Source organism: Pseudomonas marginalis (assembly GCF_008692035.1).
GTDB lineage: Bacteria > Pseudomonadota > Gammaproteobacteria > Pseudomonadales > Pseudomonadaceae > Aquipseudomonas > Aquipseudomonas marginalis.
Map to the genome: position 1 here is coordinate 2677654 of NZ_VTFG01000001.1, position 25400 is coordinate 2703053.

The following is a 25400-nucleotide window of genomic DNA, read 5'->3' on the forward strand; positions in this document are numbered from 1 at the left end:
AGATGGCTCATCTTCTGAAAATCAGATAAAGCCATGTCCCTGACCTTGCGCCAAATCCGCTACTTCGTGGCCACCGCCGAAATCGGCCAGATTTCCCAGGCGGCGATTTATCTGAACATCTCCCAGTCTGCCGTGACCACGGCGATCAAGGAGCTGGAAACCCTGCTCGGCGTGCAACTGTTTGTGCGCTCGGCCCAGGGCATGAACCTGACCGATGCCGGGCGGCACTTTCTCAACCGCGCCTACGTGATTGTGCGCAGTGTCGACGATGCGCTGAACAGCCCGTTGCCCGACTACCGCGCCAGCGGCGTGCTGCGGCTGGCGGCCAGCTACACGGTGCTGGGTTACTTCCTGCCGCACCACCTGCAGCGCATGGAGCACTGGCACCCGGATGTGACCCTGGAGGTGTTCGAGCAGGAGCGCCAGGCCATCGAACAGGGTCTGCTCGATGGCCAGTTCGACATGGCCGTGGTCCTCACCGCGAACCTCACCCACCCGGCGATCGTCTCGGAAATCCTGTTCAACTCGGAACGTCGTTTATGGCTGCCCAGCCATCACCCATTGTGCGAACGCGGTGCGGTGAGCCTGGCGGATGTGGCGCAGGAGCCGTACATCCTGCTCACCGTCGATGAGGCCGAACACAGCGCCATGCGGTACTGGGAACAGGCCGGGCAAACGCCCAAGGTGCGGCTGCGCACCAGTTCGGTGGAGGCGGTGCGCAGCATGGTTGCCAATGGCAGCGGCGTGGCGATCCTGTCGGACCTGGTGCACCGGCCCTGGTCGCTGGAAGGCAAGCGCATCGAAACCCTGACCGTCACCGACCCCGTCACGCCCATGAGCGTCGGCCTGGCCTGGCACCGCGAACGCGCCTTTACCCCGGCAATGCAGGCGTTTCGCGATTACTTCCACGACGCCTTCCTCGCGCCGCAACAGCTGTCGGCGCGGCGTTAAAGCTGCGAATGCAGAATGGCCGCCAACCAGTCCATGAACACCCGCACCCGCAGCGGCAAATGCCGCTGACCGGCGTAGAGCAGGGACACATCCAGCGGCGGGGCCGGATAGTCCGGCAGGACCGCCACCAGCTCCCCGCTGGCCAATTCGTCACCCATGCCCAGGGCCGGCACCTGAATAATCCCGAAACCGCCCAGGCAGGCAGACTTGTAGCCATCGGTGCTGTTGACCGTGACCCGCCCGCCCATGGGAATGCGCAGCACCTTGTTGCCCTGCACGTACTCAAACCCCGCCGAGCGTGAACCCAACGGCCGCACGTAATGCACCAGGTGATGGTCGGCGAGGTCGGCCAGTGTCCGGGGCACGCCGTAGCGTTGCAGGTAGGTGGCGCTCGCGCAGTTGATCATCGGCATGCTGCACAGCAGCCGCGCCACCACGCTCTGGTCCGGCTGCGCGCCCACGCGCAGCACGCAATCGAAGCCTTCGGCGAGCAGGTCGACCTGGCGGTCGGTGGTGCTGATCTCCAGTTCGATCAGCGGATGCGCGTCCATGAATTGCGGCAGACGCGGCAGGATCAAGTCCCGCGCCATCATGTTGGGCATGTCCACCCGAATCCGCCCGGCCAGTTGCGCTTCGTCCTGGCGAAACAGCCCTTCCAACTCCTCCATGTGCGCGAGCAAATCCTTGCTGCGCTCATACAGCACGCGGCCATCCTGGGTGGCCTGCACCTTGCGCGTGGTGCGCTGCAACAGGCGGGCGCCGAGCAGCTCTTCCAGCGCCTGCACATGTTCCGACACCGTGGAGCGCGGCAGGCCCAGGCTCTCGCCGGCACCGGTGAAACTCGACAGCTCAGTGACGCGCACAAAGGTGCGCAGCAGCTCCAGTTTGTTCATGGGATTGTTCGTCTTATTCGGCCAGTGATTCCGGTATAGCGCTGTTTATCACGTTATCCACGGACAAATACACTTATTCCCACGATCACATCAGAGGACTGCACCATGACCCGTAAAATCGCATTGATCACCGGAGCCAGCCGTGGCCTGGGCAAAAACACCGCCCTGCACCTGGCGGCACAAGGCGTCGACATCATTGGCACTTACCACAGCAAGGCCGATGAAGCGCAGGCATTGGTCGCACAGATCGAACAGCTGGGCGGCCGTGCCGCGATGCTGAAACTGGACGTGAGCCAGAGCGCGACATTTGCTGATTTCGTCGGTGAGATTGCTGGCGTACTCAAGGACGTTTTCGCACAGGACCGCTTCGATTTTCTGATCAACAACGCCGGTATCGGCATTCACGCCAGCTTCGCCGAGACCACCGAAGCGCAGTTCGATCAATTGGTGGCGATCCAATTCAAGGGTCCGTTTTTCCTGACCCAACAGCTGTTGCCGTTGATCCACGACGGCGGGCGCATCGTCAATATTTCCAGCGGTCTGGCGCGTTTCAGCCTGCCCGGCTACGCCGCTTACGCCGCCATGAAAGGCGCGATGGAAGTGCTGACCCGCTACCAGGCCAAAGAGCTGGGCGGCCGTGGCATCAGCGTTAACATCCTGGCCCCCGGCGCCATTGAAACCGACTTCGGCGGTGGTGCCGTGCGCGACAACGCCAACCTCAACGCCATGGTCGCCAGCAATACCGCCTTGGGCCGCGCCGGGTTACCGGACGATATCGGCGGCGCGATTGCCAGCCTGCTCGCCGACGGTAGTGCCTGGATCACCGGCCAGCGTATCGAGGCGTCGGGCGGCATGTTTCTGTAGGAGCTTGTCGCGCAGTACGTCATACCCCCAGTGATACACATAGGTGTACGGCAGGAAAAACAGCAGTACGCCTATGTCGAGGATAAACGCCTGCACCAGGCTGATGTTCAGCCAGGCGGCAATCAGCGGTACACACACCAGGATCAACCCACCTTCAAACATCAAGGCGTGCAGCACGCGGGTCCAACCGTTGCTGGCCAGTTGCAGGCGCGCCTTGAGGCGGTCGAACAGGCCGTTGAAAATCACGTTCCAGGCCAGCGCCAACAGGCTGATCGCCAGGGTGACCATGCCCATCTCCAGGGCAGGCTTGTCCATGATCCACGCCAGCAACGGGGTGCAGATCAACAATGCCAGGGCTTCGAAACCAATGGCCTGGCAAACACGTTCAGTAATCGACTTGGTAGGGTTCATGACCCGGCTCCGTGAGTGACGATGGTTGTCATCATTAGCCTTTGACTCGATACTTCATAACCAATAACCATCGATCAAGGCGATAGTCATGGCCTCTAACGAAGTGCTGCAGGCGTTTGTGCAGGCGGCCACCCAAGGCTCGTTCTCGGCGGCGGCGCGCAAGCTCGGCAAGAGCCAGTCCACCGTCAGCGCGGCCGTGGCGAGCCTGGAGATTGACCTGGATGTGGTGCTGTTCGATCGCAGCAGCCGCAAGCCGACGCTGACGCCGGCGGGCCATGTGTTGCTGCAACGCGCCGAGCAGGTGCTGGAGGCCAGCAGCCGGCTGGAATTGGCGGCGAGTCAGTTGGCCCAGGGGTTGGAGCCGAAGCTGAGTATCGCCATGTCCGATACCTACCAGTCCGACCGTTTCGAGGTCGCCCTCAGCGCCTTTGAACAGCGCTACCCGGACCTGGAGCTGGAATGCCTGATCGCCGAATGCGAAGACCTGATCGCCCTGGTCCAAAGCGGTCGCGCGCAGATTGCGTTTATTGAACACCAGGAAGAGTATCCGCCGGACCTGACCCGCGCGCCCGTGGACGAGCGCACGGAAATTGCCCTGTTCGTGTCACCCAGACATCCGCTGGCGGGCGTCGGTACCCTCACCGCGCACACCCTGCAACAGCACCGCGAATTGCGTCTGGCCAGCATCATCAACCCGAACGAAACCCGCGCCAATGGCCGTGTGTGGTCGGCCCCCAGTTACCTGATGCTGTTGGAGATGGCCCAGTTGGGGTTTGGCTGGGCACCGATTCCGCGCTGGCTGGTGGAGCGCTTTGGTGGCGGGCAGTTGATCGAACTCAAGGCACGGGGTTGGCCGCGTTCGGTGGCCGTGGATGCACTGTGGTCTCGGCACCATCCGCCGGGGCCGGCGGGGAGTTGGTTGTTGGGGAAGATGCTGGAGTGATTTTTTTCAGACAATTGAGATTAATGTGGGAGGGGACTTGCCCCCTCCCACATTTTTGATCTTCATTGCTTGGGGAGATTGAGTTCGGCCAGGCGGTGTTTGAGGAAGCGTTTTTCCGGGATTTGCCGGGTCAGCGACAGGGCTTTTTCGTAGGCTGCCCGGGCCTCTTCCACCCGCCCCAACTGCCGGCAAAACTCGCCCCGCGCCGAATGTGCCAAGTGGTAATCCAGCAACGCCCCGCGCGCCAGAATGCCTTCCACCAACTGCAGCCCCGCCAACGGCCCTTCGCCCATGGCCACCGCCACGGCGCGGTTCAACTCGATCACCGGCGACGGCACGGCCCTGAGCAACACATCGTAGAGCCCGATAATCTGCGGCCAATCCGTTTCCCCGGCCCTGGGCGCTTCGACATGCACCGCTGCAATCGCCGCTTGCAGGCAGTACGGGCCAAAGCCGCGACGGCTCAATGCCTGCTCCACCAGCCCACAACCTTCGGCCATCAGCGACGCGTCCCACCGCGAACGATCCTGTTCATCCAACAACACCAGCTCGCCGCTGGCCGAGGTGCGCGCCGCCCGGCGGGATTCGTGCAACAGCATCAGCGCCAGCAGGCCCATCACTTCCGGCTCCGGCAGCAATTCCAGGAGCAAGCGGCCGAGGCGAATGGCTTCGCGGGTCAGGTCCTCGCGCGTAAGGTCCTCGCCCATGGACGCCGAATAGCCTTCGTTGAACACCAGGTAAATCACCCGCAGCACGCTGTCCAGGCGCTCGGGCAGCTCGGCCAGCGACGGCACTTGATAAGGGATTTTGGCCTCGCGAATCTTGCCCTTGGCGCGCACGATGCGTTGGGCGATGGTGGTCGGGGTGGCCAGAAAGGCGCGGGCGATTTCTTCGGTGGTGAGATCGCAGATCTCACGCAAGGTCAGCGCCGCCTGGGCGTCGGCCGCCAGCGCCGGGTGACAGCAGGTGAAGATCAGGCGCAGGCGGTCGTCTTCCACGTCCTCAACGCTCCAGTCAGCGGCTTCCAGTGCATCGGCCTGCGCCTGCAATAACGGGGTAAAGCGGGCCTGGCGGCGTAAACGGTCGATGGCCTTGAAGCGTCCGGTCGACACCAGCCAGGCCCGTGGGTTGTCCGGCCCCCCCTCTTGCGGCCAGCGCTCGACCGCGACGAAGAACGCCTCGTGCAAGGCTTCTTCGGCGAGGTCGAAATCCCCCAGCAGGCGGATCAGGGTGGCGAGGACGCGCCGGGACTCACTGCGGTAGATCGCCTCGATGGGAGGCGTCAATCGCGCATACCCTGGGTCACCAGCGTCACCAGGCGGTCCAGGCTCTGGCCCCAGCCGTCGTGAAAGCCCATGGCTTCGTGGGCCTGCTTGTCTTCGGCGCTCCAGTGCATCGCGCGGGCGGTGTAGAGGGTCTTGCTACCCTCGACTTCCTGCAGCGTCACTTCGGCGGTCATGAACGGTTTGCCCGAAGGGATCCAGCCCGGCGTATAGGCGTCGGTAAACACCAGGCGCCGAGGGGCGACAATCTCCAGGAACACGCCCTGGGTCGGGTACTCGCTGCCATCCGGCGCGCGCATCAGGGTGCGAAACAGCCCGCCGACCCACAGGTTCATTTCGCACTCGGGGGTGGTCATGCCGTGGGGGCCCCACCATTGTTGCAACAACGCGGGTTCGGTCCAGGCGCGGAACACCCGGCTGCGCGGCGCATCGATCACGCGGCTGATGGACAGTTCAAATTCGGCAGGTTGCGTAGGCATGGCTAAACCTCCTCAAGCGTTATGGTTGTTGTGTTCAGAGATTCAATTGGCGCACCGGGCGCACTTCCACACTGCCGACCCGGGCGGCCGGGATACCGCCGGCCACCTGGATCGCTTCATTCAAGTCCCGCGCCTCGATCAGGTAGAACCCGGCGAGCTGCTCCTTGGTTTCGGCAAACGGCCCGTCGGTAATCGACAACTTGCCGTTGCGCATGCGCACCGTGGTAGCGGTGGTCACCGACTCCAACGGCTCGGCGGCGAGCATACGGCCACTTTTTTGGAGGGACTGCGCATAGGCAAGACACTCCGGGTCTGCGGGGCTGTCCGGCGAGGTGTGCAGCACCTGCTCGTTGCTGTAGATCAGGCAGAGGTATTTCATGTGCGTCTCCGTCTTCGGACTATTGACTATAGTTCGCGGCGCTCAAGGTTTCAGGTTGAACAATGCCGTGCCACTTGCCATGTCGAACGGCGCCGACCAATGCTCATGCACCACCTTCCATTCGCCGTCGAAACGTTGATAACCGGCGGTCACCCGCATCCAGCAGGCCTTCACTTCACCGTCCGGCCCGGCGCCGCCGCAGTGGGCGAGCCAGTGGGCGAATGCGCTGTCCTGGGACTCGACGATACGCAGTTCGTGGAACTCGAAAATGCCCGGGCCGGGGCAGTGCTCCATGCAGGCCTCCCAGTGCGCACGATAGGCCGCCTTACCTTTGAACTGCAGGGCGGTCACGGCGTCGAACGAGACGATATCGTCGGCGTAATAGCTGACAATCTTATGGATATTCCGGGAAAGCACGGCTTGCTTCCATTGCTCGATCAGGGTGTTGATGGCGGTACTCATGGCGATACTCCTTCGGGTTGGAAAATCACGGAAGACACCCTTAGTCGAACGGCCCTCGGGCAAATCGACAGCCCGTTGAAAAATAATGTCGTCCAGCACAAACCCGATAGACTGCGCCCTTCCTTGCCGCTGTTCGGACACGCCGATGCAAACCCGCCTTGTCGCCTACGAGACGCTGAATGCCGTGCAACAACAGCACGTCAGCGCCATCGAAGTTCACCCTGAACAGCTGCCGTTTTGCGGCGACATGTATTGCGCCCTCAATTCGCTCCTGGCCAAGCCCAGCCCCGGCGTCAAAGGCTTTGCCCTGCTGGCCGACGACACTCCGGTGGCCTTCCTCCTGCTTAAACGCCCACCCTGCCTGCCCCACTGGGCCGATGAACACAGCGCAACGCTGCATGCATTGCAGGTGGATCGGCTGCAGCAAGGGCGTGGATTCGGCAAGGCCTGTTTGCAAGCCTTGCCGGCGGCGGCATTGCAGGTGTGGCCGCAGATCAAGGCGCTGGAGTTGTCGGTGGACACGGACAATGTGGCGGCGATGGGGTTGTATCTGGGCGCAGGATGGGTAGACAGCGGGGAGGCGTATAAGGGCCGGATTGGGTATGAGCGGAGGTTGAGGTGGGTGTTTGCCGAGTGAAACTTGAAGCCTGACTGATACCCGGCCCTCGGTGTCTACTGTCAGATTTCACAGCTATACAAACATTGTTCATTGCCCTGTACTGGAATGCCAACGTTGTCGCTCATGGTTAGCAACGAGCAGGAGTGGAAACTCGCGACTTCCGGTATGGAGAACGACCATGAGTACCCCATCAACGAAAAAAAGGCGAAACACCGCAGGGCACCCAGACCTATCCTTTGGCAACTCAATGCCTAAAGACGGCACGGTTATCGCAGAGCCTTCGGGCGGACTGTCCCGTGTACTTAGCGACGGTTCGACGATTACGGTGGGCCTGACGGCTGTTGAAAAAACCAAAGTTATCGTTGTCAGCAAACACACGCTTGCCGGGGAACTGGATAAGAATTACGGGGTTTGGATGACCCCCGTTCCAAACACCTTTGTCCTCGTGGACCTGCTCATTCAGCGTGATAACAAGCCCCTCTTATTGAGCGCACAGGGAGACCTGTACACTGCATGTGTTACTCGATTCAATGCCGATCAGGGCACTGTGGACTTTTCGTTTGGCGATAAAGGTACAACTGAACTGGGCGATTCATTCAACCCGCATTTGTTGATAGCCGGCGCTATTGCAGTGCAGGCCACCGGGCATATCGTCGTTGTATTCAATGATGCTGAAACCAGCTTCATCTACCAACTCAACAGCAACGGTCAGGAAAGCAACTTCGGAAATCAGGGTCCGATTGAAGCACCCAACACCCGACTCGATAGGGTGTTGATTACCGACCGCGGTTTTGTCCTTGCCGGTTCCAGTGCAAGGAAGGCCCATATTCTAGGGCTTCTGCACGACGGCGAACTGGACCACAGTTTTGGCAGCCAAGGCGTTGTCGTATTGCCATTTACGACCAATGAAGACAGAAAAGTCGATGCGCTTGCCAAGGACCAGAATGGCCAAATCGTTGTCATAGGTGGCAGTTTCGGGATCCCGCGAGGGATGAACTTCGTAGCCGTTCTGCTTGCCAGCGGCCAACTTGATCCACAATTTAATGAAGGGAAACCTCTGGAAAGCGAAGCCAGCTACGGTAACTACACCAGTGGACTGGTCCAGCCCGATGGGAAAATTGTGGTATTGGCTCGCTACGGTAATGGCAGCATCGTCCGACTGCTGCGGTTCAATCCGAACAGTCAGCCGGACGCTACCTTCGGTATAGGAGGCATCGCGGAGGCGTGGCGAGACCCACAAGGAAGACCTGAGCACACCGAAATCAACCGGGTGGAGTGGGTGACGGTCAATAGCACATTGCAAAGCAGCGGTATCCTGCACACCTCGCGCGCATCCTTCATCGGGCGCCTGCTCAGCCAGTGACGCTAGCGGCTGAACTGCCAAGGCAGCTCAGCCGTGTTGCATCAAGCCTTGGGCTCCACCGGCAACCAGATCTCCACCGTGCCCGTGCCCTTGCGCCCATCAAAATCCGCGCTATAGCGCTCGAAATCCGCCCCCGCCACCTTGTAGCCCGAATGCGGCAACCACTCGAACATGATGCGCTCATAGGTCTGCTCCAGTGCCTGCACCGGGCCATAGTGCGGGAACACCGCGTAGTGGTGCGCAGGCAGTTCGACGGACTCGAAGTTGCTCGGCACATCGCCCTTGGACGGTACTTCCACCCCGGCCATGTAATCGAATTCACCGTGGCTGGGGTTATGGCAAACGCCGTAGGTCACCCCGCCGACGCGTTTCTTGATGTGTTTTACGCTTTCGTCGAACACACTCCACAACTTGGGGATATCGCCCACGGTGGCCTTCGAATAACGCCCTTGCACCCCGGCGATCACCAGGGCCTTGCCGTCTTCCATGCGCGGCTCTAACGGTTGTTTTGTCTGCTGATCCATCTGAACAGTCTCCTTCTTATGAGGGAACAAACCCGTATCGAGTATAGGGGCATATCCTTGCAGTACTCCATGCAGAAAATTTCCCGACACATCTGGACAACTGGCCATCATCGACCGTATTGTCTGCCCCGCAGGCCACCGCAGTGGCCGACGTCGCTCGGACGGTTCCGGGCGCTTACGTACTCTCGAGGCAACAATGGCAGACCTTGGTTCGCCGCGCCGCTTTGCGCGCATAGATCGACTCCCCCCTTACGTTTTCAATATCACTGCCGAGCTGAAGATGGCTGCGCGTCGGCGCGGCGAAGACATCATCGACTTGAGCATGGGTAACCCCGACGGCGCCACGCCTCCCCATATCGTGGAGAAGATGGTCACCGTCGCCCAACGGGAAGACACCCACGGCTACTCCACCTCCAAAGGCATTCCGCGTCTGCGCCGGGCGATTTCGCGCTGGTACAAGGATCGCTACGAAGTGGACATCGACCCCGAAACCGAAGCCATCGTGACCATCGGTTCCAAGGAAGGCCTGGCACATTTGATGCTGGCCACCCTGGACCAGGGCGACACGGTGCTGGTGCCCAACCCGAGCTACCCGATTCATATCTACGGTGCCGTGATTGCCGGCGCCCAGGTGCGTTCGGTGCCGCTGGTGCCTGGCGTGGACTTCTTCGCTGAGCTGGAACGGGCGATCCGCGGCTCGATCCCCAAGCCGAAGATGATGATCCTCGGCTTCCCGTCCAACCCCACCGCGCAGTGCGTGGAGCTGGATTTCTTCGAACGGGTGATCGCCCTGGCCAAGCAGTACGATGTGCTGGTGGTGCATGACCTGGCCTACGCCGACATCGTCTACGACGGCTGGAAAGCCCCGTCGATCATGCAGGTGCCGGGGGCCAAGGACATTGCGGTGGAGTTTTTCACCCTGTCCAAGAGCTACAACATGGCCGGCTGGCGCATCGGTTTCATGGTGGGCAACCCGGAACTGGTCAATGCCCTGGCGCGGATCAAGAGCTACCACGACTATGGCACCTTCACCCCGCTGCAAGTCGCCGCGATTGCCGCACTGGAAGGCGACCAACAGTGCGTGAAGGACATCGCCGAGCAGTACCGCCAGCGCCGCAACGTGCTGGTCAAGGGCCTGCATGAGCTGGGCTGGATGGTGGAGAATCCCAAGGCGTCAATGTACGTCTGGGCGAAGATTCCCGAGGCGTATGCCGCCATGGGTTCGCTGGAGTTTGCCAAGAAGCTGCTGCTGGAAGCGAAGGTCTGTGTGTCGCCGGGGATTGGGTTTGGCGAGTATGGGGATGATCATGTGCGCTTCGCGCTGATCGAGAACCAGGACCGGATTCGCCAGGCGGTGCGCGGGATTCGCGGGATGTTCCGGGCGGATGGGCTGGTCGCTAAAGCCTGACCCGTTCCACCTGAACAAATGTTGTCAAACTGTGGGAGGGGCTTGCCCCCTCCCACAGTTGATTGGGTTTTCACCCTTGCCTTGTAGTGTGTCGGTTAGACCACCAACGACAGCAACATGATAAAGATCAGTGCCACAACGGACAGGATGGTCTCCATTGCCGTCCAGGTCTTGAAGGTCTCGGCCACGGTCATGTTGAAGTACTGCTTCACCAGCCAGAACCCCGCATCGTTGACGTGAGACAGGATCAACGAACCCGCCCCCGTCGCCAACACCAGCAGCTCACGGTTAACCCCGGGAATCATCCCCACCACCGGCACTACGATGCCCGCGCCGGTAATGGTCGCCACGGTGGCCGAACCGGTCGCCACACGAATCACCGCCGCCACCAGCCACGCCAGCAGGATCGGGTTGATCTGTGCGTTCACCGCCATGTGGCCGATCACGTCACCCACGCCGCTGGTCACCAGCATCTGCTTGAAGCCACCACCGGCACCGATGATCAGGATGATCGCGGCGGTTGGCGCAAGGCTGGCGTCGAGCAGCTTGAGGATCTGCTTGGAATGGATGCCCTGGCGACTGCCAAAGGTGTACAGCGACAGCAGCAACGCCAGCAGCAAGGCGGTGATCGGGTGACCGATCATGTCCATCCAGTTGCGCACCACGTTGCCTTCGGCAAAGGCGATGTCGGCGAAGGTTTTGAGCAGCATCAGGAACACCGGCAGCAGCACGGTGACCAGGGTGATACTGAAGCTCGGCAGGTTTTTGTTCTCAGGCTCGCGGGCCAGTTGGTCGACCAGTTCCTGGGACGGGTTGCCCGGGATGTACTTGGCGATAAACGTACCGAAGATCGGGCCCGCGATGATGGCGGTCGGCAGCGCGACGATCAGGCCGTACAGGATGGTCTTGCCGATGTCGGCGCCAAACACCCCGATGGCCAGCAGCGGGCCCGGGTGCGGCGGTACCAGGCCGTGGACTGCCGAGAGGCCGGCGAGCAGCGGGATGCCGATCTTGATCAGCGACACGCCGGTGCGGCGCGCAACGATAAACACCAGCGGGATCAGCAGTACAAAGCCGATCTCGAAGAACAGCGGAATGCCCACCAGGAACGCGGCGAACATCATGGCCCACTGGACCTTGTCCTTGCCAAAGGCGCGGATCAGGGTCTGGGCGATCTGATCGGCACCGCCGGATTCGGCCATCATCTTGCCGAGCATGGTGCCCAGCGCGAGGATGATGCCGACAAAGCCAAGCACCCCGCCGAAACCGTCCTGGAACGCCTTGATGATCTTGTCCACCGGCATGCCCGAGGTCAGGCCAAGGAAGCCGGCCGCGATGATCAGCGCGATAAACGGGTGAACCTTGAAGCGGGTGATCAAGACGATCAGCCCGATGATGGTAACGACTGCATCTAACAGCAGGTACGACTCGTGGGACATGCCAAACATGGGGGGTCTCTCCTGTTTGTTGTTGTTATTAAAGCGGGTGTTGAATTTCCTGCCGGGGATAGCGCTATCTTTTCCGGCAAAAAATCAGTTGGATGGTTCAAAACCGTGTGTCAGCCACCAGGCGTTGGTCTGCCTGGCCAACTCCTCGACGCTGTCTTCGCTGGCGTTGAGGGCCAGGGTCAGCGGCTCGCCCTTGGGCGATTCAAGGGTGGCGAACTGGCTGTCGATGAGGCTGGCCGGCATGAAATGGCCGGGGCGATGGGACACGCGGTCGGCGGCGACTTCGCGGGTCAGCTCCAGGAATACAAAGCCCAGGCCCGGCGCGGCTTCGCGCAGGTGGTCGCGGTATTTCTTTTTCAGCGCGGAGCAGGTGAGTACCGGATGTTCACCGGCCTTGAGCGAACGGCGCAGTTCATCGCACAGGATGTCGAGCCAACCGGCGCGGTCGTCGTCGTTGAGGGGGTGGCCGGCGCTCATCTTTTCGATGTTCGCGGCGGGGTGAAAGCTGTCGCCTTCAATGGCGGTGGCACCGTTCAGGTGGCACAGGGCCTCGCTGACGCTGGTTTTGCCACAGCCGGCAACACCCATGATGACCAGGGCGGTAACAGGTTGACTCATGAAACACCTCAAGACGCAGATAGCGCTACCTTTGCACGCGGTGAGGCAAGTGCAAAAACAGGCTTTTCCCGCGCCGTCTTGTCATTTTTATGGAGTGACGCGTGCATCCGCTCCAATCATTTGAACCGGATCAGGCAACCCATAGTTCAATAATTTGCAGCCTTTTGGAGACAGCGCTACCTTAGTGCCTCGATTTTTGTTTGGCAAGCCGCCTGATGACCTCCAAGAACGATAAAAATACCCGCACCACCGGTCGCCCTACCCTTAACGAAGTTGCCCGCCTGGCCGGCGTCAGCCCGATTACCGCCTCCCGCGCGCTGCGCGGCATCAGCACCGTGGCCACCGAGTTGGTGGAAAAAGTCCAGCACGCCGCTGCCGAACTCAACTACGTGGTCAACCCCGCCGCCCGCGCCCTGGCTTCGGCCCAGAGCCATTCGGTGGTAGTCCTGGTGCCGTCGCTGTCCAACCTGCTGTTTATCGAAACCCTCGAAGCCATCCACCAAGTGCTGCGGCCCAAGGGCTTTGAAGTACTGATCGGCAACTCCCACTATTCGCGCGACGAAGAGGAAAACCTGCTGCGCAACTACATGGCCTATCAGCCTCGCGGACTGTTGTTGACCGGCTTCGATCGCACCGAAAGCGCCCGACGGATGGTCGAGGCCAGTAATGTGCCGTGTGTGTACATGATGGACCTGGACCCCAATGCCGGCGTGAACTGCGTGGGCTTCTCGCAGTTGGCGGCGGGTGAAACCGCGGCCGCACATTTGATCTCCCGTGGGCGCAAGCGCCTGGCGTATATCGGCGCGCAACTGGACCAACGCACCCTGCTGCGTGGTGAAGGCTTCCGCCGCGCGCTGCAACAGGCGGGCCTGTACGACCCGGCGCTGGAACTGCTGACACCACGCCCTTCCTCGGTGGGCCTGGGCGGCGAGCTGTTCCTGCAACTGCTGGCCACCCATCCGGATGTGGATGCGATCTTCTTCGGCAACGACGACCTGGCCCAGGGCGCGCTGCTGGAAGCCATGCGACACGGCATCAAAGTGCCAGAACGTGTCGCGGTGCTGGGCTTCAACGACTTGCCGGCGTCGTCCTTCATGGTGCCGCGCCTGAGCAGCATCAGTACCCCCAGGGAAGCGATCGGGCGGCGGGCGGCGGAGCATTTGTTGACGATCATGGCGGGCAACAGGATCGCCAAGCCGGTGGTGGACATGGGATTTGAGTTGCAGGTTCGCGAGAGCACGTAGTCCCTCCCACATTTTGACCCCGCCCGCTCGGAGGCATCGCCGTAGCTTCTCCCGCCTGCTAGATTGGCTGTTCTCCATCGCAAGGAAAGCACCATGGCACATTCACTGAAAATCCTGGGTCGCACGTCCTCCATCAACGTGCGCAAAGTGCTCTGGACCTGCCAGGAACTGGGCATCGACTACGTGCGCGAAGACTGGGGCATCGGCTTCCAGCCCACCCAGTCCGCCGAATTCCTCGCCCTGAACCCCAATGCCCAGATACCGGTGCTGATCGACGACCACGGCGTGCTGTGGGAGTCCAATACCATCTGTCGCTACCTGGTAGGGCTTTACCAGCGTCACGACCTGCTGCCCATCGAGCCCGCACCACGGGCCCGGGTCGAGCAGTGGATCGACTGGCAGGCCGTCGAGCTCAACCGTGCCTGGGGCGATGCTTTCACCGCCCTGGTACGCAATAACCCGGACGGCCTGGACGCGGCGCAGATTGAAGCCGCCGTGCAACGATGGAACGACAAGATGGGCATCCTCGAGCAACAACTGAGCAAAACCGGGGCCTTTGTTGCCGGCGATGAATTCACCCTCGCCGACATCCTCATCGGCCTCTCGGTGCACCGCTGGCAGATGACGCCCATGGCGCGCCCGGCCTACCCCGCCATTGCGGCCTACTACCAGCGCCTCGGCCAGCACCAGGGCTTCCAGCTCTTCGCCCTCGACGGGCATAACTAAGGACATGCCCGTGAAAGGACTCAACGTACTGCTCACCGGCGCCTGCGGCAGAATCGGCAAGACGTTTTTCGAAGCCTCGAAAGACCGCTACCGTTTCACCCTCACCGACCGCATCGCGCCTGATTTCGACCTGGGCGAACACCGCTTCGTGCACGCCGACCTCAGCGACAAAGCCAACCTCGCCAGCCTGCTCGAAGGCATCGATGTGATCGTGCACCTGTCGGGCATCCCCCACGCCAGCGCCACGTTCGACGAATTGCTGCCGAACAATATCCTCGCCACCACCTACCTGTTCGAAGCCGCCGTGGCGGCGGGTGTACAGCGCCTGGTGTTCGCCAGCAGCGCACAAACCATCGAAGGCTACCCGGTAGACCGGCAGATCACCCCAGGCATGCAGGTGATGCCGGCCAACCTGTATGGCGTGAGCAAATGCTACGGCGAAGCGCTGTGTGGCTACTACGCGGCGAAAACCCCGCTGTCGACGATTGCCCTGCGCATCGGCGCGTTCGAATTCGTTGAAACCCACGACCTGAACAACGCCCGCGACCTCAGCGCCTGGCTCAGCCCGCGGGATGCCGTGCAGCTGCTGCAGCGTGCAGTGGAGGCCGAGGGCGTGAAACACCTGATCGCCCATGGCATTTCCAATAACCGTTTCAAGCGCCTGGACCTGAGCGAAACCACGCGGGTGTTGGGTTACCATCCGCTGGACGATGCATTTCAGACCTTCGATATCCCCATCACTGACTGAGTTTTCCCCGCCATGCCTGCACTCCCTGCTACAGACGGCATCGACCCGATCCGCGCCGCCCATATCAGCGCGCGTATCGACCGCCTGCCCGCCGTCGCCACGGTCTGGCGCCTTGTAGCGCTGCTGTCGATCGGCGGCTTTTTCGAGCTGTATGACTTGTTCCAGACCGCCTACATCAGCCCCGGCCTGATCAGTGACGGGATTTTCCACACCGGCAGCGAGGGCGTGTTTGGTTTCTCCGACCAGGCGGCGTTCGCCTCGGCGACCTTCCTCGGCCTGTTCCTCGGCGCCAGCCTGCTCAGCCCCATCGCCGACCGCTTCGGGCGCCGGGCGATCTTCACCTTCGCGCTGATCTGGTACACCGTCGCCACGGTATTGATGGGCATTCAGACATCCGCGCTGGGCATTATCGGCATGCGTTTCCTGGTGGGTATCGGCCTGGGCATCGAGCTGGTGACCATCGACGCGTATCTGTCTGAACTGGTGCCCAAGCGCATGCGCAGTTCGGCGTTCGCCTTTGCGTTTTTCATCCAGTTCCTGTCGGTGCCGGCCGTGGCATTGATGTCATGGTGGCTGGTGCCCCAGGCGCCGTTCGGGGTGTCTGGCTGGCGCTGGGTGGTGCTGAGCAGTGCGGTGTTCGCGCTGTTTATCTGGCAACTGCGCAAGCGCCTGCCGGAATCACCGCGCTGGCTGGCGCAGAAAGGTCGCTTCGAAGAAGCCGGCAGGATCATGGACACCCTGGAGGCGCGCTGCCGGAAAGACCATGGCAAACCGCTGGATGAACCCGAACCCGAAGCCGTCAGCGTGCAAGGCAGTGGCCGTTTTGCCGACATCTGGCAACCGCCGTACCGCCGCCGCGCGTTGATGCTGATTGTGTTCCATGTGTTCCAGGCCATCGGCTTCTTTGGTTTCGGCAACTGGTTGCCGGCGCTGCTTTCGGGCCAGGGTGTCAGCGTGACCCACAGCTTGCTGTACGCCTTTATCATCACCCTCGCCTACCCGCTGGGGCCGTTGCTGTTTGTGAAGGTGGCCAATCGCTTTGAAAACAAATGGCAGATCGTCGGCTCCGCCATGGGTGCGGTGATCTTCGGCAGCCTGTTCGCGTTGCAGACCACGGCGGTGGGGCTGGTGATCTGCGGGGTGATGATCACCTTCTGCAACGCCTGGCTGAGCTTCAGTTACCACTCCTACCAGAGCGAGCTGTTCCCGACCAATATCCGCGCGCGGGCGGTGGGGTTCTGCTATTCGTTCAGCCGCTTGTCGACGGTGTTCAGCAGCCTGTTGATCGGTTTTATCCTCGAACACCTGGGCACACCCGGTGTGTTGGCGTTTATTGCCAGCAGCATGCTGATCGTGATGATCACCATCAGTTGGTTCGGCCCGCGTACGCGCAACCTGGCCTTGGAACATATCGCCCATTGACGGCAACGGTTGGCCGCCTGCGGGACAATGTTTGCCGCGGCGGCCAGGCCAAATCCAGTCAAACCGGGGTTATCGGACCCGGCATGTTATTTGCTCCCGCTATGGCACCGAACATTTTCCCAGGTGACCGATCATGCTGGTTAACAACAACCCCCAAGCCGTGTCGACCCTTCAAAAGATCACGCGTCCCGACATGGACCCGGCCAACGCCGCCGCCAGCACGCTGTACAGCGGTGCCCTGCAAGTGGCGCAGCAAAACGTGACCCTGCCGGCCGCGCAGAAGGATCTGGACAAGGCCGGCGATCGCATCGACGAAGCTTTCGCCAAGACCCGCGTGCAGTTGCAGGCCAGCACAGCGGCCACCACGGCGACGACGGATGTCCCCGCCACCGGCTCCACCACCAGCTCCGCCCGCGCAGACTTCACCGATTACATGAGCAAAACCCCGGCCGAGCGTATCCGTGAGCAATTGCTCAAGGAACAAGGGTTGACCGAGGCGGATGTGCAGAACATGTCGCAGGAAAAGCAGGACGCCATTTCCAAGCAAGTGGCCGAGCGTTTGAAGCAGCAGCAAGAGCAGCAGGTAGGGGCGAAGACCACTGAACCGCAAGCGCAGACAGTGAAAGAAACCCTGGCGGCGATCTAAGCCACAGGTGGGACGCCGAGCGTCCCTGGCGGCATTCCCACGCGGGTGCGTGGGAATGATCATTAACTCAGTGACCGAACAGGCCTGTCTCGGTTTTCTTGGCTTTCTTGTCGGCGCGTTTTTCGTCGGCGGTCTTTGCCGGTTTCTTCTTCGCGGCTTTCTTTGAATCCATACCTTTGGCCATGATGCATGCTCCACTTACAGGGGATGTAACACTGGGTATACCACCTATTGCCGCACAGAAGGCGCTTATAATCCCCGGCCCTTGATTATGTTGCCCAAACACCATGCCCGAACTGCACATCGCCCCCCTGGCTGAGCCGCTGTGGCCGCTGCTGAACAAGTTTTATCGCCGTCATGACTCCCCGATGAAGGCGCTCAAGGGCGGGCGTTTGTGGGTAGCGCGCGACAGCGAGATTGTCGCCGGCCTGTGCCTGACACCCGTGGTCGGCGGACAGTGGTTGACCGGCGTGTTTGTCGACCCGGCGTATCGCGGCCAGGGGTTGGCGGGGCGATTGATAGCCGCGGCGGCGGCCGAGGTGCAAGGCACGCTGTGGTTGTTGTGCCATCCGGACCTGGAAGGTTTGTATCAGCGCATGGGTTTCACCCAGGACACGCTATTGCCGCAATCCCTCAGCGAGCGGCTGGTGCGCTACAAGCGCAACAAACCGATGATCGCCATGGGCTTAGATCGTTTAGTGAGGTCGTCCTCGGATAATGTGTGATCGCCCCGTATGGGCCCCATGCTAGCCTCGGTGACACAGTGGCCCACTTTTCGGATGATCATGAAAGCGACCTTTGCAGCTCTGTCCCTTACCGCCCTCCTCGTTCCCACGTTCAGCCAGGCCGCCGACGCACCGATCAGCGCCCAGCAATACGCCAGCGTGTTGGCCGGCAATTGGCGCGACCCGGCCAACAGCGCCCGCGACGGCTATCGCCACCCGCAGCAGACCTTGGAATTCTTTGGCCTGGGCGCCAGGCAGACGGTGATCGAAATTACCCCAGGGGGCGGTTGGTACAGCGAACTGCTGGCGCCGTTGCTCAAGGATCACGGGCATTACATCGCCGCCGTGCAAGCGCCAAGCAGCAGCGCCTATGCGCGCACGTCCGAAGAGAACCTGAAAAACAAATTCGCCGCCGACCCGACGCGCTATGCCAAGGCAGACGTGGTCGAGTTCGACCCCAAGGCACCGGTGTTCGGCAAACCTGCTTCGGCGGATGCCGTGCTGACGTTCCGCAATGTGCATAACTGGGTGCTGGCCGATACCGCCGAGGCCACGTTCCGCGCGTTCTACACGGTGTTGAAACCGGGCGGCGTGCTGGGCGTGGAAGATCACCGGGCCAAGGACGGGGCCGCGCTGGAGGCGATCAAGGACAGCGGTTACCTGACCACCGCCCAGGTGGTGAAACTGGCCACCGATGCGGGGTTCAAGCTGGCAGGCCAGAGCGAGGTCAACGCCAACCCGAAGGACACCAAGGATTATCCCGCCGGCGTGTGGACGTTGCCGCCGACCTTGAAGCTGGGGGAGCAGGATAAGGCGAAGTATGTGGCGATTGGCGAGTCGGACCGGATGACGTTGCGGTTCGTCAAACCGGCCAAATAACCTGGTCCCTCCCAGATTTTGTTCTCAACGGGCCGGCGATTACTCGTCAGCGGTTGGGTCCATGTCGGGAAACATCACTTCAATAAAGCCGAACTTGCTGAAGTCGGTAATGCGCGAGGGGTACAGCCGGCCGATCAGGTGATCGCATTCATGCTGCACCACCCGCGCGTGGAAGCCATCGGCAAAACGGACGATCGGCTCGCCCTTCGGATCAAACCCCTCGTAGCGAATCTGCTGGTAACGGTCCACCGCACCACGCAGTCCGGGCACCGACAGGCAGCCTTCATAGCCTTCTTCCAGCACCGGGCTGAGCGGCGTGATCAACGGGTTGATCAGGATGGTCTGCGGCACCGGCGGCGCATCCGGGTAGCGCTCGCTGGCTTCGAACCCAAAGATCACCAGTTGCAGGTCGACGCCAATCTGCGGCGCGGCCAGGCCGACGCCGCCCACGTGCTCCATGGTCTGGAACATGTCGTCGATCAATTGCCACAGCTCGGGGCTGTCGAACATTTCCGGCGGTACCGGCGGGGCGATACGCAGCAGGCGTTCATCGCCCATTTTCAGGATTTCACGGATCATCGATCAGACTTCATCGGTAGTGGGTTTGGAGTGGTCGCGGCCGAGGCCGGAGACATGTTGTTTTTCGTGCGCGGGCGCGGGCTCATCGAAATCCTTTGCGCCTGGCTCCTTGCCTTCGGCCGACATGTGCTCGATCACGGCATTCATCTCCGCCCCCAGCAACAGCACGGCGGCGGAAATGTAGAAGTACAGGAGCAACACGATGATCGCACCGATGCTGCCATACATGGCGTTGTAGTCGGCGAAGGTTTTGACGTAGTAGCCAAAACCGAGGGAGGCGACGATCCACACCACCACCGCGAGTACCGAACCCGGGGTAATAAAGCGAAACTTCTGCTCGACGTCCGGCATCACGTAATACATGAGGGCCACGGCAAACATCAGCAGGATCACGATCAGCGGCCATCGCACGATGGTCCACAAGGTCACCACGAATTCCTGCATGCCGATCTGGCCGGCCAGCCATTCCATCACCTGCGGACCGAGCACCATCAACGCGGCAGCGGCCAGCAGCATGCCGGCGATGCCGATGGTGTAGAAAACCGACAGCGGAAAACGCTTCCAGATCGGCCGGCCTTCCACGACGTCGTACGCGGCGTTCATGGCGCTCATCATCAGGCGCACGCCAGCGGAGGCGGTCCACAGGGCAATCACGATACCCACCGAGAGCAGGCCGCCCTTGGATTGCTGCAACTGGTCGATCACCGGGTTGACCTGCTCCAGGGCCTGGGGCGGCAGCACCAGTTCCGATTGCAGGCGCAGCCAGGTGAAAAAGTCCGGCAGGTGCAGGAAACCGATCAGGGCGATAAGGAACAGCAGGAAGGGAAACAACGAGAACAGCATCTGGTAGGCCAGTGCCGAGGCGTAGGTGGACATCTCGTCATCGACGAATTCCTTGACGGTGCGCACCAGCACTGTGTGGAGCTTGAGACCATCGAGAACCGGAAAAATCATAGCGTCTCCTTTCGCCGCAAAAAGGGGGGTCATGGGCGACTCAGGGGCCGTTTTCTACATCAAGGTAGCCTATTTGGCGACCTTGAAACAATTTCGAAACTTTAATCACTGCATGTGACATAAAAACGGCCATCCGTGGATGGCCGTCCGGCTGCACGATGGCAGTCTTACTTGGTCGCTTTTTTCACCGCGTCCTTGGTGTCGCCCACGGCTTTTTCAACCTGGCCTTTCTTTTCCTGCACGACGCCTTCAGCGCGCAGTTTGTCGTTGCCGGTGACTTTGCCGACGCCTTGCTTGATGTTACCGACGGCTTCGTCTTTCAAACCTTTTGCCTTATCCGCTGTGCTGCCCATGGTATTTCTCCGAAAGAACAATCAAAGGGTTTTGGTCATTACGTAGAGATTGACCCGAGGCCGTTCGGCAGAGTTTCAATTATTTTTCGGTGAACATTTCATCGCCAACGACAGGTTTGGCTTTATGTTTTGCAGCCAACCCACGAGAATGCCCGGCACATTCAGGCTCCAACGCTGAATAACAGATCCCGTAGGAAGGTTATGAAACTCAATAAAGCACAGGCCATCGCCCGCAGAAACCAGGAACTGGGCGGTGCCGTACTCGGCGTCAACAACTGCCACTTCACCGACCTGGACCGCAAACGCAACATCTGGTGGTTCGATCTGCCGGTGGGGCGTATTGCCGTCGGCCAGTACGAGTGGATTCACCTGTTGATGCACAACGCCGAGACCGACCAGCTGCTGCACCTGAAGGTGCCGACCGTGTTCCTGCGTGAAAAGCTCGAGGGGCTGGTGGTGCGCAACGCGGGCAAGCGCAAGCCGGAGATTACCCTGGAGCTGAGCGCGGATAAGGATTCGTTCTTGAAGGATGTGCGGCCGGCGGGTGCGGGTGTGAGCTTCGCGCAGTTCGCCGTGTAAGAACGCGGTCAAAAAAATGTGGGAGGGGGCAAGCCCCTCCCATATTTGGATTGGATTACTTTTTAAGACCGAGTTTCTTCAGTTCTTCATCGCGCAACTCGCGGCGCAGGATCTTGCCCACGTTGGTGGTCGGCAACGCATCGCGGAACTCCACGGCCTTGGGCACCTTGTAGCCGGTGACGTTGGCGCGCATGTGCTCCATGACCTGCTCCTTGGTCAGGGTGGCGCCCGGCTTGACCACGATGAAGAGCTTGATGTGTTCCCCGGATTTTTCATCCGGCACACCGATGGCCGCGCACTGCAGTACGCCCGGCAGGCCCGCCAGCACGTCCTCCAGCTCGTTGGGGTACACGTTGAAACCGGAGACCAGGATCATGTCCTTCTTGCGATCGACGATGCGCATGTAGCCATCCGGCTGGATGATCGCGATGTCGCCGGTCTTCAGCCAGCCTTCGCTGTCGAGCATCTCGGCGGTGGCGTCTTCACGCTGCCAGTAGCCCTTCATCACCTGCGGGCCCTTGACGCACAGTTCGCCGACTTCACCCAGGGCCAGCTCGACACCGTCGTCGGTGATGACCTTGCACAGGGTCGACGGCACCGGAATGCCGATGGTACCGATCTGGATATGCTGGATCGGGTTCACCGTGGCCACCGGGCTGGTTTCGGTCATGCCGTAGCCTTCGCAGATGCCGCAACCGGTCACCGCTTTCCAACGCTCGGCCGCCGCCAGTTGCAGGGCCATGCCGCCCGACAGGGTGACCTTCAGCGCGGAGAAGTCCAGCTTGCGGAAGGCTTCGTTGTTGCACAGCGCCACGAACAGAGTGTTCAGGCCGACAAAGCCGCTGAACTTCCACTTCGACAGTTCCTTGACCATCGCCGGCAGGTCGCGCGGGTTGCTGATCAGGATGTTGTGGTTGCCGATCAGCATCATCGCCATGCAATGAAAGGTGAACGCATAGATGTGGTACAGCGGCAGCGGCGTGATCAGGATCTCGCAACCTTCATTGAGGTTGGAGCCCATCAGCGCCTTGCATTGCAACATGTTGGCGACCAGGTTGCGGTGGGTGAGCATCGCGCCCTTGGCCACGCCGGTGGTGCCACCGGTGTATTGCAATACGGCCACATCGCCGCTGGCCGGGCAGACTTCGTTGACCGCTTGCCCCTGGCCCTTGGCGAGTACGTCGTTGAACTTGATCGCCTTGGGCAAGTGATAGGCCGGGACCATTTTCTTCACGTACTTGATGACGCTGTTGATCAGCAGGCGCTTGAGCGGCGGCAGCAGGTCGGCGACTTCGGTGACGATCACATGCTTGACGGCGGTCTTGGGCACGACCTTTTCCGCCAGGTGGGCCATGTTGGCCAGGCAGACCAGCGCCTTGGCGCCGGAATCATTGAATTGGTGTTCCATTTCCCGCGCGGTGTACAGCGGGTTGGTGTTGACCACGATCAGGCCGGCACGGATGGCGCCGAACACGGCGACCGGGTATTGCAGGACGTTGGGCAACTGCACGGCAATGCGATCGCCGGGCTTCAAGTCGGTATGCTGTTGCAGGTACGCAGCGAAGGCGCCGGACAGTTCGTACAATTCACCGTAGGTGATCGTCTTGCCCAGGTTGCTGAAGGCCGGTTTGTTGGCGAAGCGCTGGCAGGACTGCTTCAATACCGCCTGAATATTCGGATACTCGTCTGGATTGATTTCTGCAGCAATCCCGGCGGGGTACTTATCCTTCCAAAAGTCTTCGTGCATGGAAGCCCACTCCTCAGCGACGCGAATTCATCATCGCATTTGATGCGATTATTATTGGTGTATGTTTTTTTTTGGTGAATCTGGCGCTTTCAAGCAGGCCTAGACGTCACAAAGCGCGCCGAGAGTAGCAGCTTTGCCAAGGGCCGACTAGAGCCTAAAGAGGGCCCCGCAGTCATAATCACGACTGTCCTACAATATTTGGTCACACTTTAAACAGAAGTGAAATACGTTGATGAAAGGCTCTGGAATAAGGCCTTCAGGACGACACACGATAAATGTGGGAGGGGGCAAGCCGAATCGTCGCACCGCGACTCCCACATTTTTACCGAATCCACATCAGGCGATGTCGCGTAGTTCCCTGCGCAGGATCTTCCCTACCGGCGTCATCGGTAACGAGTCGCGCAAGACAATGTGCTTGGGCACCTTGTAACCCGTGAAGTTGGTCTTGCAGTACGCCTTCAACTCCTCAAGGCTCACCCCTTCTGCGCGCGCCACCACGAACAGTTTCACCGCCTCCCCCGTGCGCTCGTCCGGCACGCCGATCACCGCGCAGTTGGCCACGGCCGGATGGGCCATCACCACGTCCTCGATTTCGTTGGGGTACACATTGAAACCCGAGACGATGATCAAATCCTTCTTGCGGTCGACAATGCGCACAAACCCATCTTCGTCGATCACCGCGATGTCACCGGTCTTCAGCCAGCCTTCGGCGTCCAGGGCCTCTGCGGTGGCGGCCGGTTGCTGCCAGTAGCCCTTCATCACCTGCGGGCCCTTGATACACAACTCACCGCGCTCGCCCAGGGGCAGCTCGGTGCCTTCGTCATCAATGACCTTCATCGCCGTGGCGGGCACCGGGATGCCCACGGTACCCAGGCGTGATTTGTTGCCGTAGGGGTTGGTGCTGGCCACCGGTGAGGTTTCCGTCAGGCCATAGCCCTCGCCGATCGAGCAACCGGTGATCTGCTCCCAGCGTTCGGCCGTGGCCTTGATCAGGGCCGTACCACCGGAGTTGGTGAGCTTGAGGTGGGAGAAATCCAGGTTCTTGAACTCCGGGTGGTCCATCAACGCCACAAACAGCGTGTTGAGCCCCAGAAGCCCGGTAAAGCGCCACTTTTTCAGCTCCTTGATAAACCCGCCGATGTCCCTGGGGTTGGTGATCAGTACGTTGTGGTTACCCGAGACCATCATGCACATGCAGTTCGCGGTGAAGGCATAGATATGGTACAGCGGCAGCGGCGCGATCATCACCTCCTGCCCTTCCTTGATCAGCGGGTGGCCGTCATCGCCGGTCTGGGACATGCAGGCGCGCACCTGTTGCATGTTCGCCACCAGGTTGCCATGGGTGAGCATCGCCCCCTTGGCCAGGCCGGTGGTGCCGCCGGTGTATTGCAGCACGGCAATATCGTCCAGGTTCACCGGATGGCGCGTCACGCCGAGGCCCGCGCCCATGCGCAGGGCGCGCTTGAACGACACCGCACGCGGCAGGTGGTAGGCCGGGACCATCTTCTTGACCTTGTCGACCACGGTGTTGACCAGCCAGCCTCTGGCGGCGGGCATGAAGTCGCCCATCCTGGCTTCGATCAGGTAGTCGATCTCGGTGTCGGTGCACACGTCCTGCACCCGCGAACCGAACAGGTTGAGGTAGACCAGGGCACGCACGCCGGCGTCCTTGAACTGGTGGCGCATCTCGCGCGGGGTGTAGAGCGGGTTGGTGTTGACCACGATCAGCCCGGCGCGCAGTGCGCCGAACACGGCAATCGGGTAGTGCAGCACGTTGGGCATCTGTACGGCGATGCGCTCGCCGGGCTTGAGGTCGGTGTGCTGCTGCAGGTAGCCGGCGAACGCCGCACTCTGGCGCTCAAGCTCGGCGTAGGTCAGGGTGACGCCCATGTTGCTGAATGCCGGACGGTCGGCAAAGGCCTTGCACGAGCGCTCGAAGACTTCGATTACCGACTTGTAGGCCGACAGGTCGATGTCATTGGGAACGCCCGCCGCGCGTTTGTCATTCCAGAAATCAGGTTGCATTATTCTTGTCCCCTTACCTGAAGGTGTCCGGCCGCTTTTATAGAAAGCGGAGCTTGGGGGACGTTAGCAGCTATGGCCAAACAGGCAAATACAGCAAATTGCGTCATTGATTGTATGAATCTTGTCCC

Annotated in this window: 28 protein-coding genes; 14 read left to right on the plus strand and 14 right to left on the minus strand. The window is 60.9% G+C overall.

What is annotated here, in order from left to right; genetic code table 11:
* Positions 1-33: 33 nt before the first annotated feature.
* Positions 34-951, plus strand: a complete 918-nt coding sequence (locus FX984_RS12535) for a LysR family transcriptional regulator (RefSeq protein ID WP_146477349.1) — start codon at positions 34-36, stop codon at positions 949-951.
* Here FX984_RS12535 and FX984_RS12540 read toward each other — a convergent pair.
* Positions 948-1844, minus strand: a complete 897-nt coding sequence (locus FX984_RS12540) for a LysR family transcriptional regulator (RefSeq protein WP_027605625.1) — start codon at positions 1842-1844, stop codon at positions 948-950. The two genes, FX984_RS12535 and FX984_RS12540, sit on opposite strands and share 4 nt — an antisense overlap.
* A 105-nt stretch (positions 1845-1949) precedes the next feature.
* On the opposite strand from FX984_RS12540, the gene FX984_RS12545 reads away from it, so the two are divergent.
* Positions 1950-2708 (plus strand): SDR family NAD(P)-dependent oxidoreductase, encoded by a 759-nt coding sequence (locus tag FX984_RS12545; RefSeq protein WP_027605624.1) that lies wholly within the window; start codon positions 1950-1952, stop codon positions 2706-2708.
* Here the strand turns inward: FX984_RS12545 and FX984_RS12550 are convergent.
* Positions 2607-3119 (minus strand): multidrug/biocide efflux PACE transporter, encoded by a 513-nt coding sequence (locus FX984_RS12550; protein ID WP_043293516.1) that lies wholly within the window; start codon positions 3117-3119, stop codon positions 2607-2609. The genes FX984_RS12545 and FX984_RS12550 overlap by 102 nt on opposite strands.
* 88 nt (positions 3120-3207) lie before the next feature.
* Between FX984_RS12550 and FX984_RS12555 the strand changes: the two genes are divergently transcribed.
* Positions 3208-4062: a LysR family transcriptional regulator gene (locus tag FX984_RS12555; protein ID WP_027605623.1), complete on the plus strand. Its 855-nt coding sequence runs from the start codon at positions 3208-3210 to the stop codon at positions 4060-4062.
* A gap of 62 nt (positions 4063-4124) precedes the next feature.
* Here the strand turns inward: FX984_RS12555 and FX984_RS12560 are convergent, their stop codons facing one another.
* The 4 genes from FX984_RS12560 to FX984_RS12575 are packed head-to-tail and all read right to left on the minus strand — an operon-like array spanning position 4125 to position 6665.
* Positions 4125-5348 carry an RNA polymerase sigma factor gene (locus tag FX984_RS12560; RefSeq protein WP_146477347.1) on the minus strand — a complete coding sequence of 408 codons (1224 nt, stop codon included), beginning with the start codon at positions 5346-5348 and terminating at the stop codon, positions 4125-4127.
* Entirely contained in the window at positions 5345-5824 is a 480-nt protein-coding gene (locus FX984_RS12565) for an SRPBCC family protein (RefSeq protein WP_065925267.1), read from the minus strand. Before FX984_RS12565 ends, FX984_RS12560 begins: the two co-directional genes overlap by 4 nt.
* A gap of 34 nt (positions 5825-5858) precedes the next feature.
* Positions 5859-6203 (minus strand): YciI family protein, encoded by a 345-nt coding sequence (locus tag FX984_RS12570; RefSeq protein WP_027605620.1) that lies wholly within the window; start codon positions 6201-6203, stop codon positions 5859-5861.
* 42 nt (positions 6204-6245) lie between these two features.
* The gene (locus FX984_RS12575) at positions 6246-6665 is read right to left on the minus strand and encodes a YybH family protein (RefSeq protein WP_098478866.1); all 420 of its coding nucleotides are present in this window, start codon (positions 6663-6665) and stop codon (positions 6246-6248) included.
* 145 nt (positions 6666-6810) lie between these two features.
* On the opposite strand from FX984_RS12575, the gene FX984_RS12580 reads away from it, so the two are divergent.
* Positions 6811-7302 (plus strand): GNAT family N-acetyltransferase, encoded by a 492-nt coding sequence (locus tag FX984_RS12580; protein WP_146477345.1) that lies wholly within the window; start codon positions 6811-6813, stop codon positions 7300-7302.
* A 160-nt stretch (positions 7303-7462) separates the two neighbouring features.
* Positions 7463-8647 carry an NHL repeat-containing protein gene (locus FX984_RS12585; RefSeq protein WP_146477343.1) on the plus strand — a complete coding sequence of 395 codons (1185 nt, stop codon included), beginning with the start codon at positions 7463-7465 and terminating at the stop codon, positions 8645-8647.
* 41 nt (positions 8648-8688) lie between these two features.
* Here FX984_RS12585 and FX984_RS12590 read toward each other — a convergent pair whose 3' ends face one another.
* Entirely contained in the window at positions 8689-9171 is a 483-nt protein-coding gene (locus FX984_RS12590; RefSeq protein ID WP_027605616.1) for a GyrI-like domain-containing protein, read from the minus strand.
* Positions 9172-9367: 196 nt separating this feature from the next.
* Between FX984_RS12590 and alaC the strand changes: the two genes are divergently transcribed.
* Entirely contained in the window at positions 9368-10579 is a 1212-nt protein-coding gene (alaC, locus tag FX984_RS12595; protein WP_027605615.1) for an alanine transaminase, read from the plus strand.
* 95 nt (positions 10580-10674) lie between these two features.
* On the opposite strand, the gene FX984_RS12600 is transcribed toward alaC, so the two are convergent.
* Complete coding sequence (locus FX984_RS12600; protein ID WP_027605614.1) at positions 10675-12027, minus strand: GntP family permease; 1353 nt, start codon at positions 12025-12027, stop codon at positions 10675-10677.
* A gap of 84 nt (positions 12028-12111) precedes the next feature.
* Positions 12112-12645 carry a gluconokinase gene (locus tag FX984_RS12605; RefSeq protein WP_146477341.1) on the minus strand — a complete coding sequence of 178 codons (534 nt, stop codon included), beginning with the start codon at positions 12643-12645 and terminating at the stop codon, positions 12112-12114.
* A gap of 212 nt (positions 12646-12857) precedes the next feature.
* Here FX984_RS12605 and gntR point away from each other — a divergent pair, with 212 nt between their 5' ends.
* The 7 genes from gntR (at position 12858) to FX984_RS12640 (ending at position 19035) form a co-directional block, all read left to right on the plus strand.
* Positions 12858-13889, plus strand: coding sequence for an HTH-type transcriptional regulator GntR (gntR, locus tag FX984_RS12610; RefSeq protein ID WP_027605612.1), 1032 nt, complete (start codon positions 12858-12860; stop codon positions 13887-13889).
* A 93-nt stretch (positions 13890-13982) separates the two neighbouring features.
* The gene (locus FX984_RS12615; RefSeq protein ID WP_065925277.1) at positions 13983-14615 is read left to right on the plus strand and encodes a glutathione S-transferase family protein; all 633 of its coding nucleotides are present in this window, start codon (positions 13983-13985) and stop codon (positions 14613-14615) included.
* A 10-nt stretch (positions 14616-14625) separates the two neighbouring features.
* Positions 14626-15363: an NAD-dependent epimerase/dehydratase family protein gene (locus FX984_RS12620; protein WP_027605610.1), complete on the plus strand. Its 738-nt coding sequence runs from the start codon at positions 14626-14628 to the stop codon at positions 15361-15363.
* 12 nt (positions 15364-15375) lie between these two features.
* Positions 15376-16785, plus strand: a complete 1410-nt coding sequence (locus tag FX984_RS12625) for an MFS transporter (protein ID WP_027605609.1) — start codon at positions 15376-15378, stop codon at positions 16783-16785.
* A 133-nt stretch (positions 16786-16918) separates the two neighbouring features.
* Positions 16919-17431 (plus strand): hypothetical protein, encoded by a 513-nt coding sequence (locus tag FX984_RS12630; RefSeq protein WP_146477339.1) that lies wholly within the window; start codon positions 16919-16921, stop codon positions 17429-17431.
* A 287-nt stretch (positions 17432-17718) separates the two neighbouring features.
* Entirely contained in the window at positions 17719-18156 is a 438-nt protein-coding gene (locus tag FX984_RS12635) for a GNAT family N-acetyltransferase (protein ID WP_027605607.1), read from the plus strand.
* 60 nt (positions 18157-18216) lie between these two features.
* The gene (locus FX984_RS12640; RefSeq protein ID WP_146477336.1) at positions 18217-19035 is read left to right on the plus strand and encodes a class I SAM-dependent methyltransferase; all 819 of its coding nucleotides are present in this window, start codon (positions 18217-18219) and stop codon (positions 19033-19035) included.
* Between the two features lie 39 nt (positions 19036-19074).
* Here the strand turns inward: FX984_RS12640 and def are convergent, their stop codons facing one another.
* The 3 genes from def to FX984_RS12655 all read right to left on the minus strand — a co-directional run bounded on the left by def (position 19075) and on the right by FX984_RS12655 (position 20921).
* On the minus strand, positions 19075-19614 hold the full coding sequence (gene def, locus FX984_RS12645; protein WP_027605605.1) for a peptide deformylase: 540 nt from the start codon (positions 19612-19614) through the stop codon (positions 19075-19077).
* A gap of 3 nt (positions 19615-19617) precedes the next feature.
* On the minus strand, positions 19618-20568 hold the full coding sequence (locus FX984_RS12650; RefSeq protein WP_027605604.1) for a YihY/virulence factor BrkB family protein: 951 nt from the start codon (positions 20566-20568) through the stop codon (positions 19618-19620).
* Positions 20569-20735: 167 nt separating this feature from the next.
* Complete coding sequence (locus FX984_RS12655) at positions 20736-20921, minus strand: CsbD family protein (RefSeq protein WP_016973106.1); 186 nt, start codon at positions 20919-20921, stop codon at positions 20736-20738.
* Between the two features lie 201 nt (positions 20922-21122).
* On the opposite strand from FX984_RS12655, the gene FX984_RS12660 reads away from it, so the two are divergent.
* Positions 21123-21500 carry a hypothetical protein gene (locus FX984_RS12660; protein WP_027605603.1) on the plus strand — a complete coding sequence of 126 codons (378 nt, stop codon included), beginning with the start codon at positions 21123-21125 and terminating at the stop codon, positions 21498-21500.
* A 55-nt stretch (positions 21501-21555) separates the two neighbouring features.
* On the opposite strand, the gene fadD1 is transcribed toward FX984_RS12660, so the two are convergent.
* Together fadD1 and fadD2 are read right to left on the minus strand one after the other, a co-directional pair.
* Positions 21556-23247 carry a long-chain-fatty-acid--CoA ligase FadD1 gene (fadD1, locus tag FX984_RS12665; RefSeq protein ID WP_027605602.1) on the minus strand — a complete coding sequence of 564 codons (1692 nt, stop codon included), beginning with the start codon at positions 23245-23247 and terminating at the stop codon, positions 21556-21558.
* A gap of 336 nt (positions 23248-23583) precedes the next feature.
* Positions 23584-25272, minus strand: coding sequence for a long-chain-fatty-acid--CoA ligase FadD2 (gene fadD2 / locus FX984_RS12670; RefSeq protein WP_027605601.1), 1689 nt, complete (start codon positions 25270-25272; stop codon positions 23584-23586).
* Positions 25273-25400 lie beyond the last annotated feature (128 nt).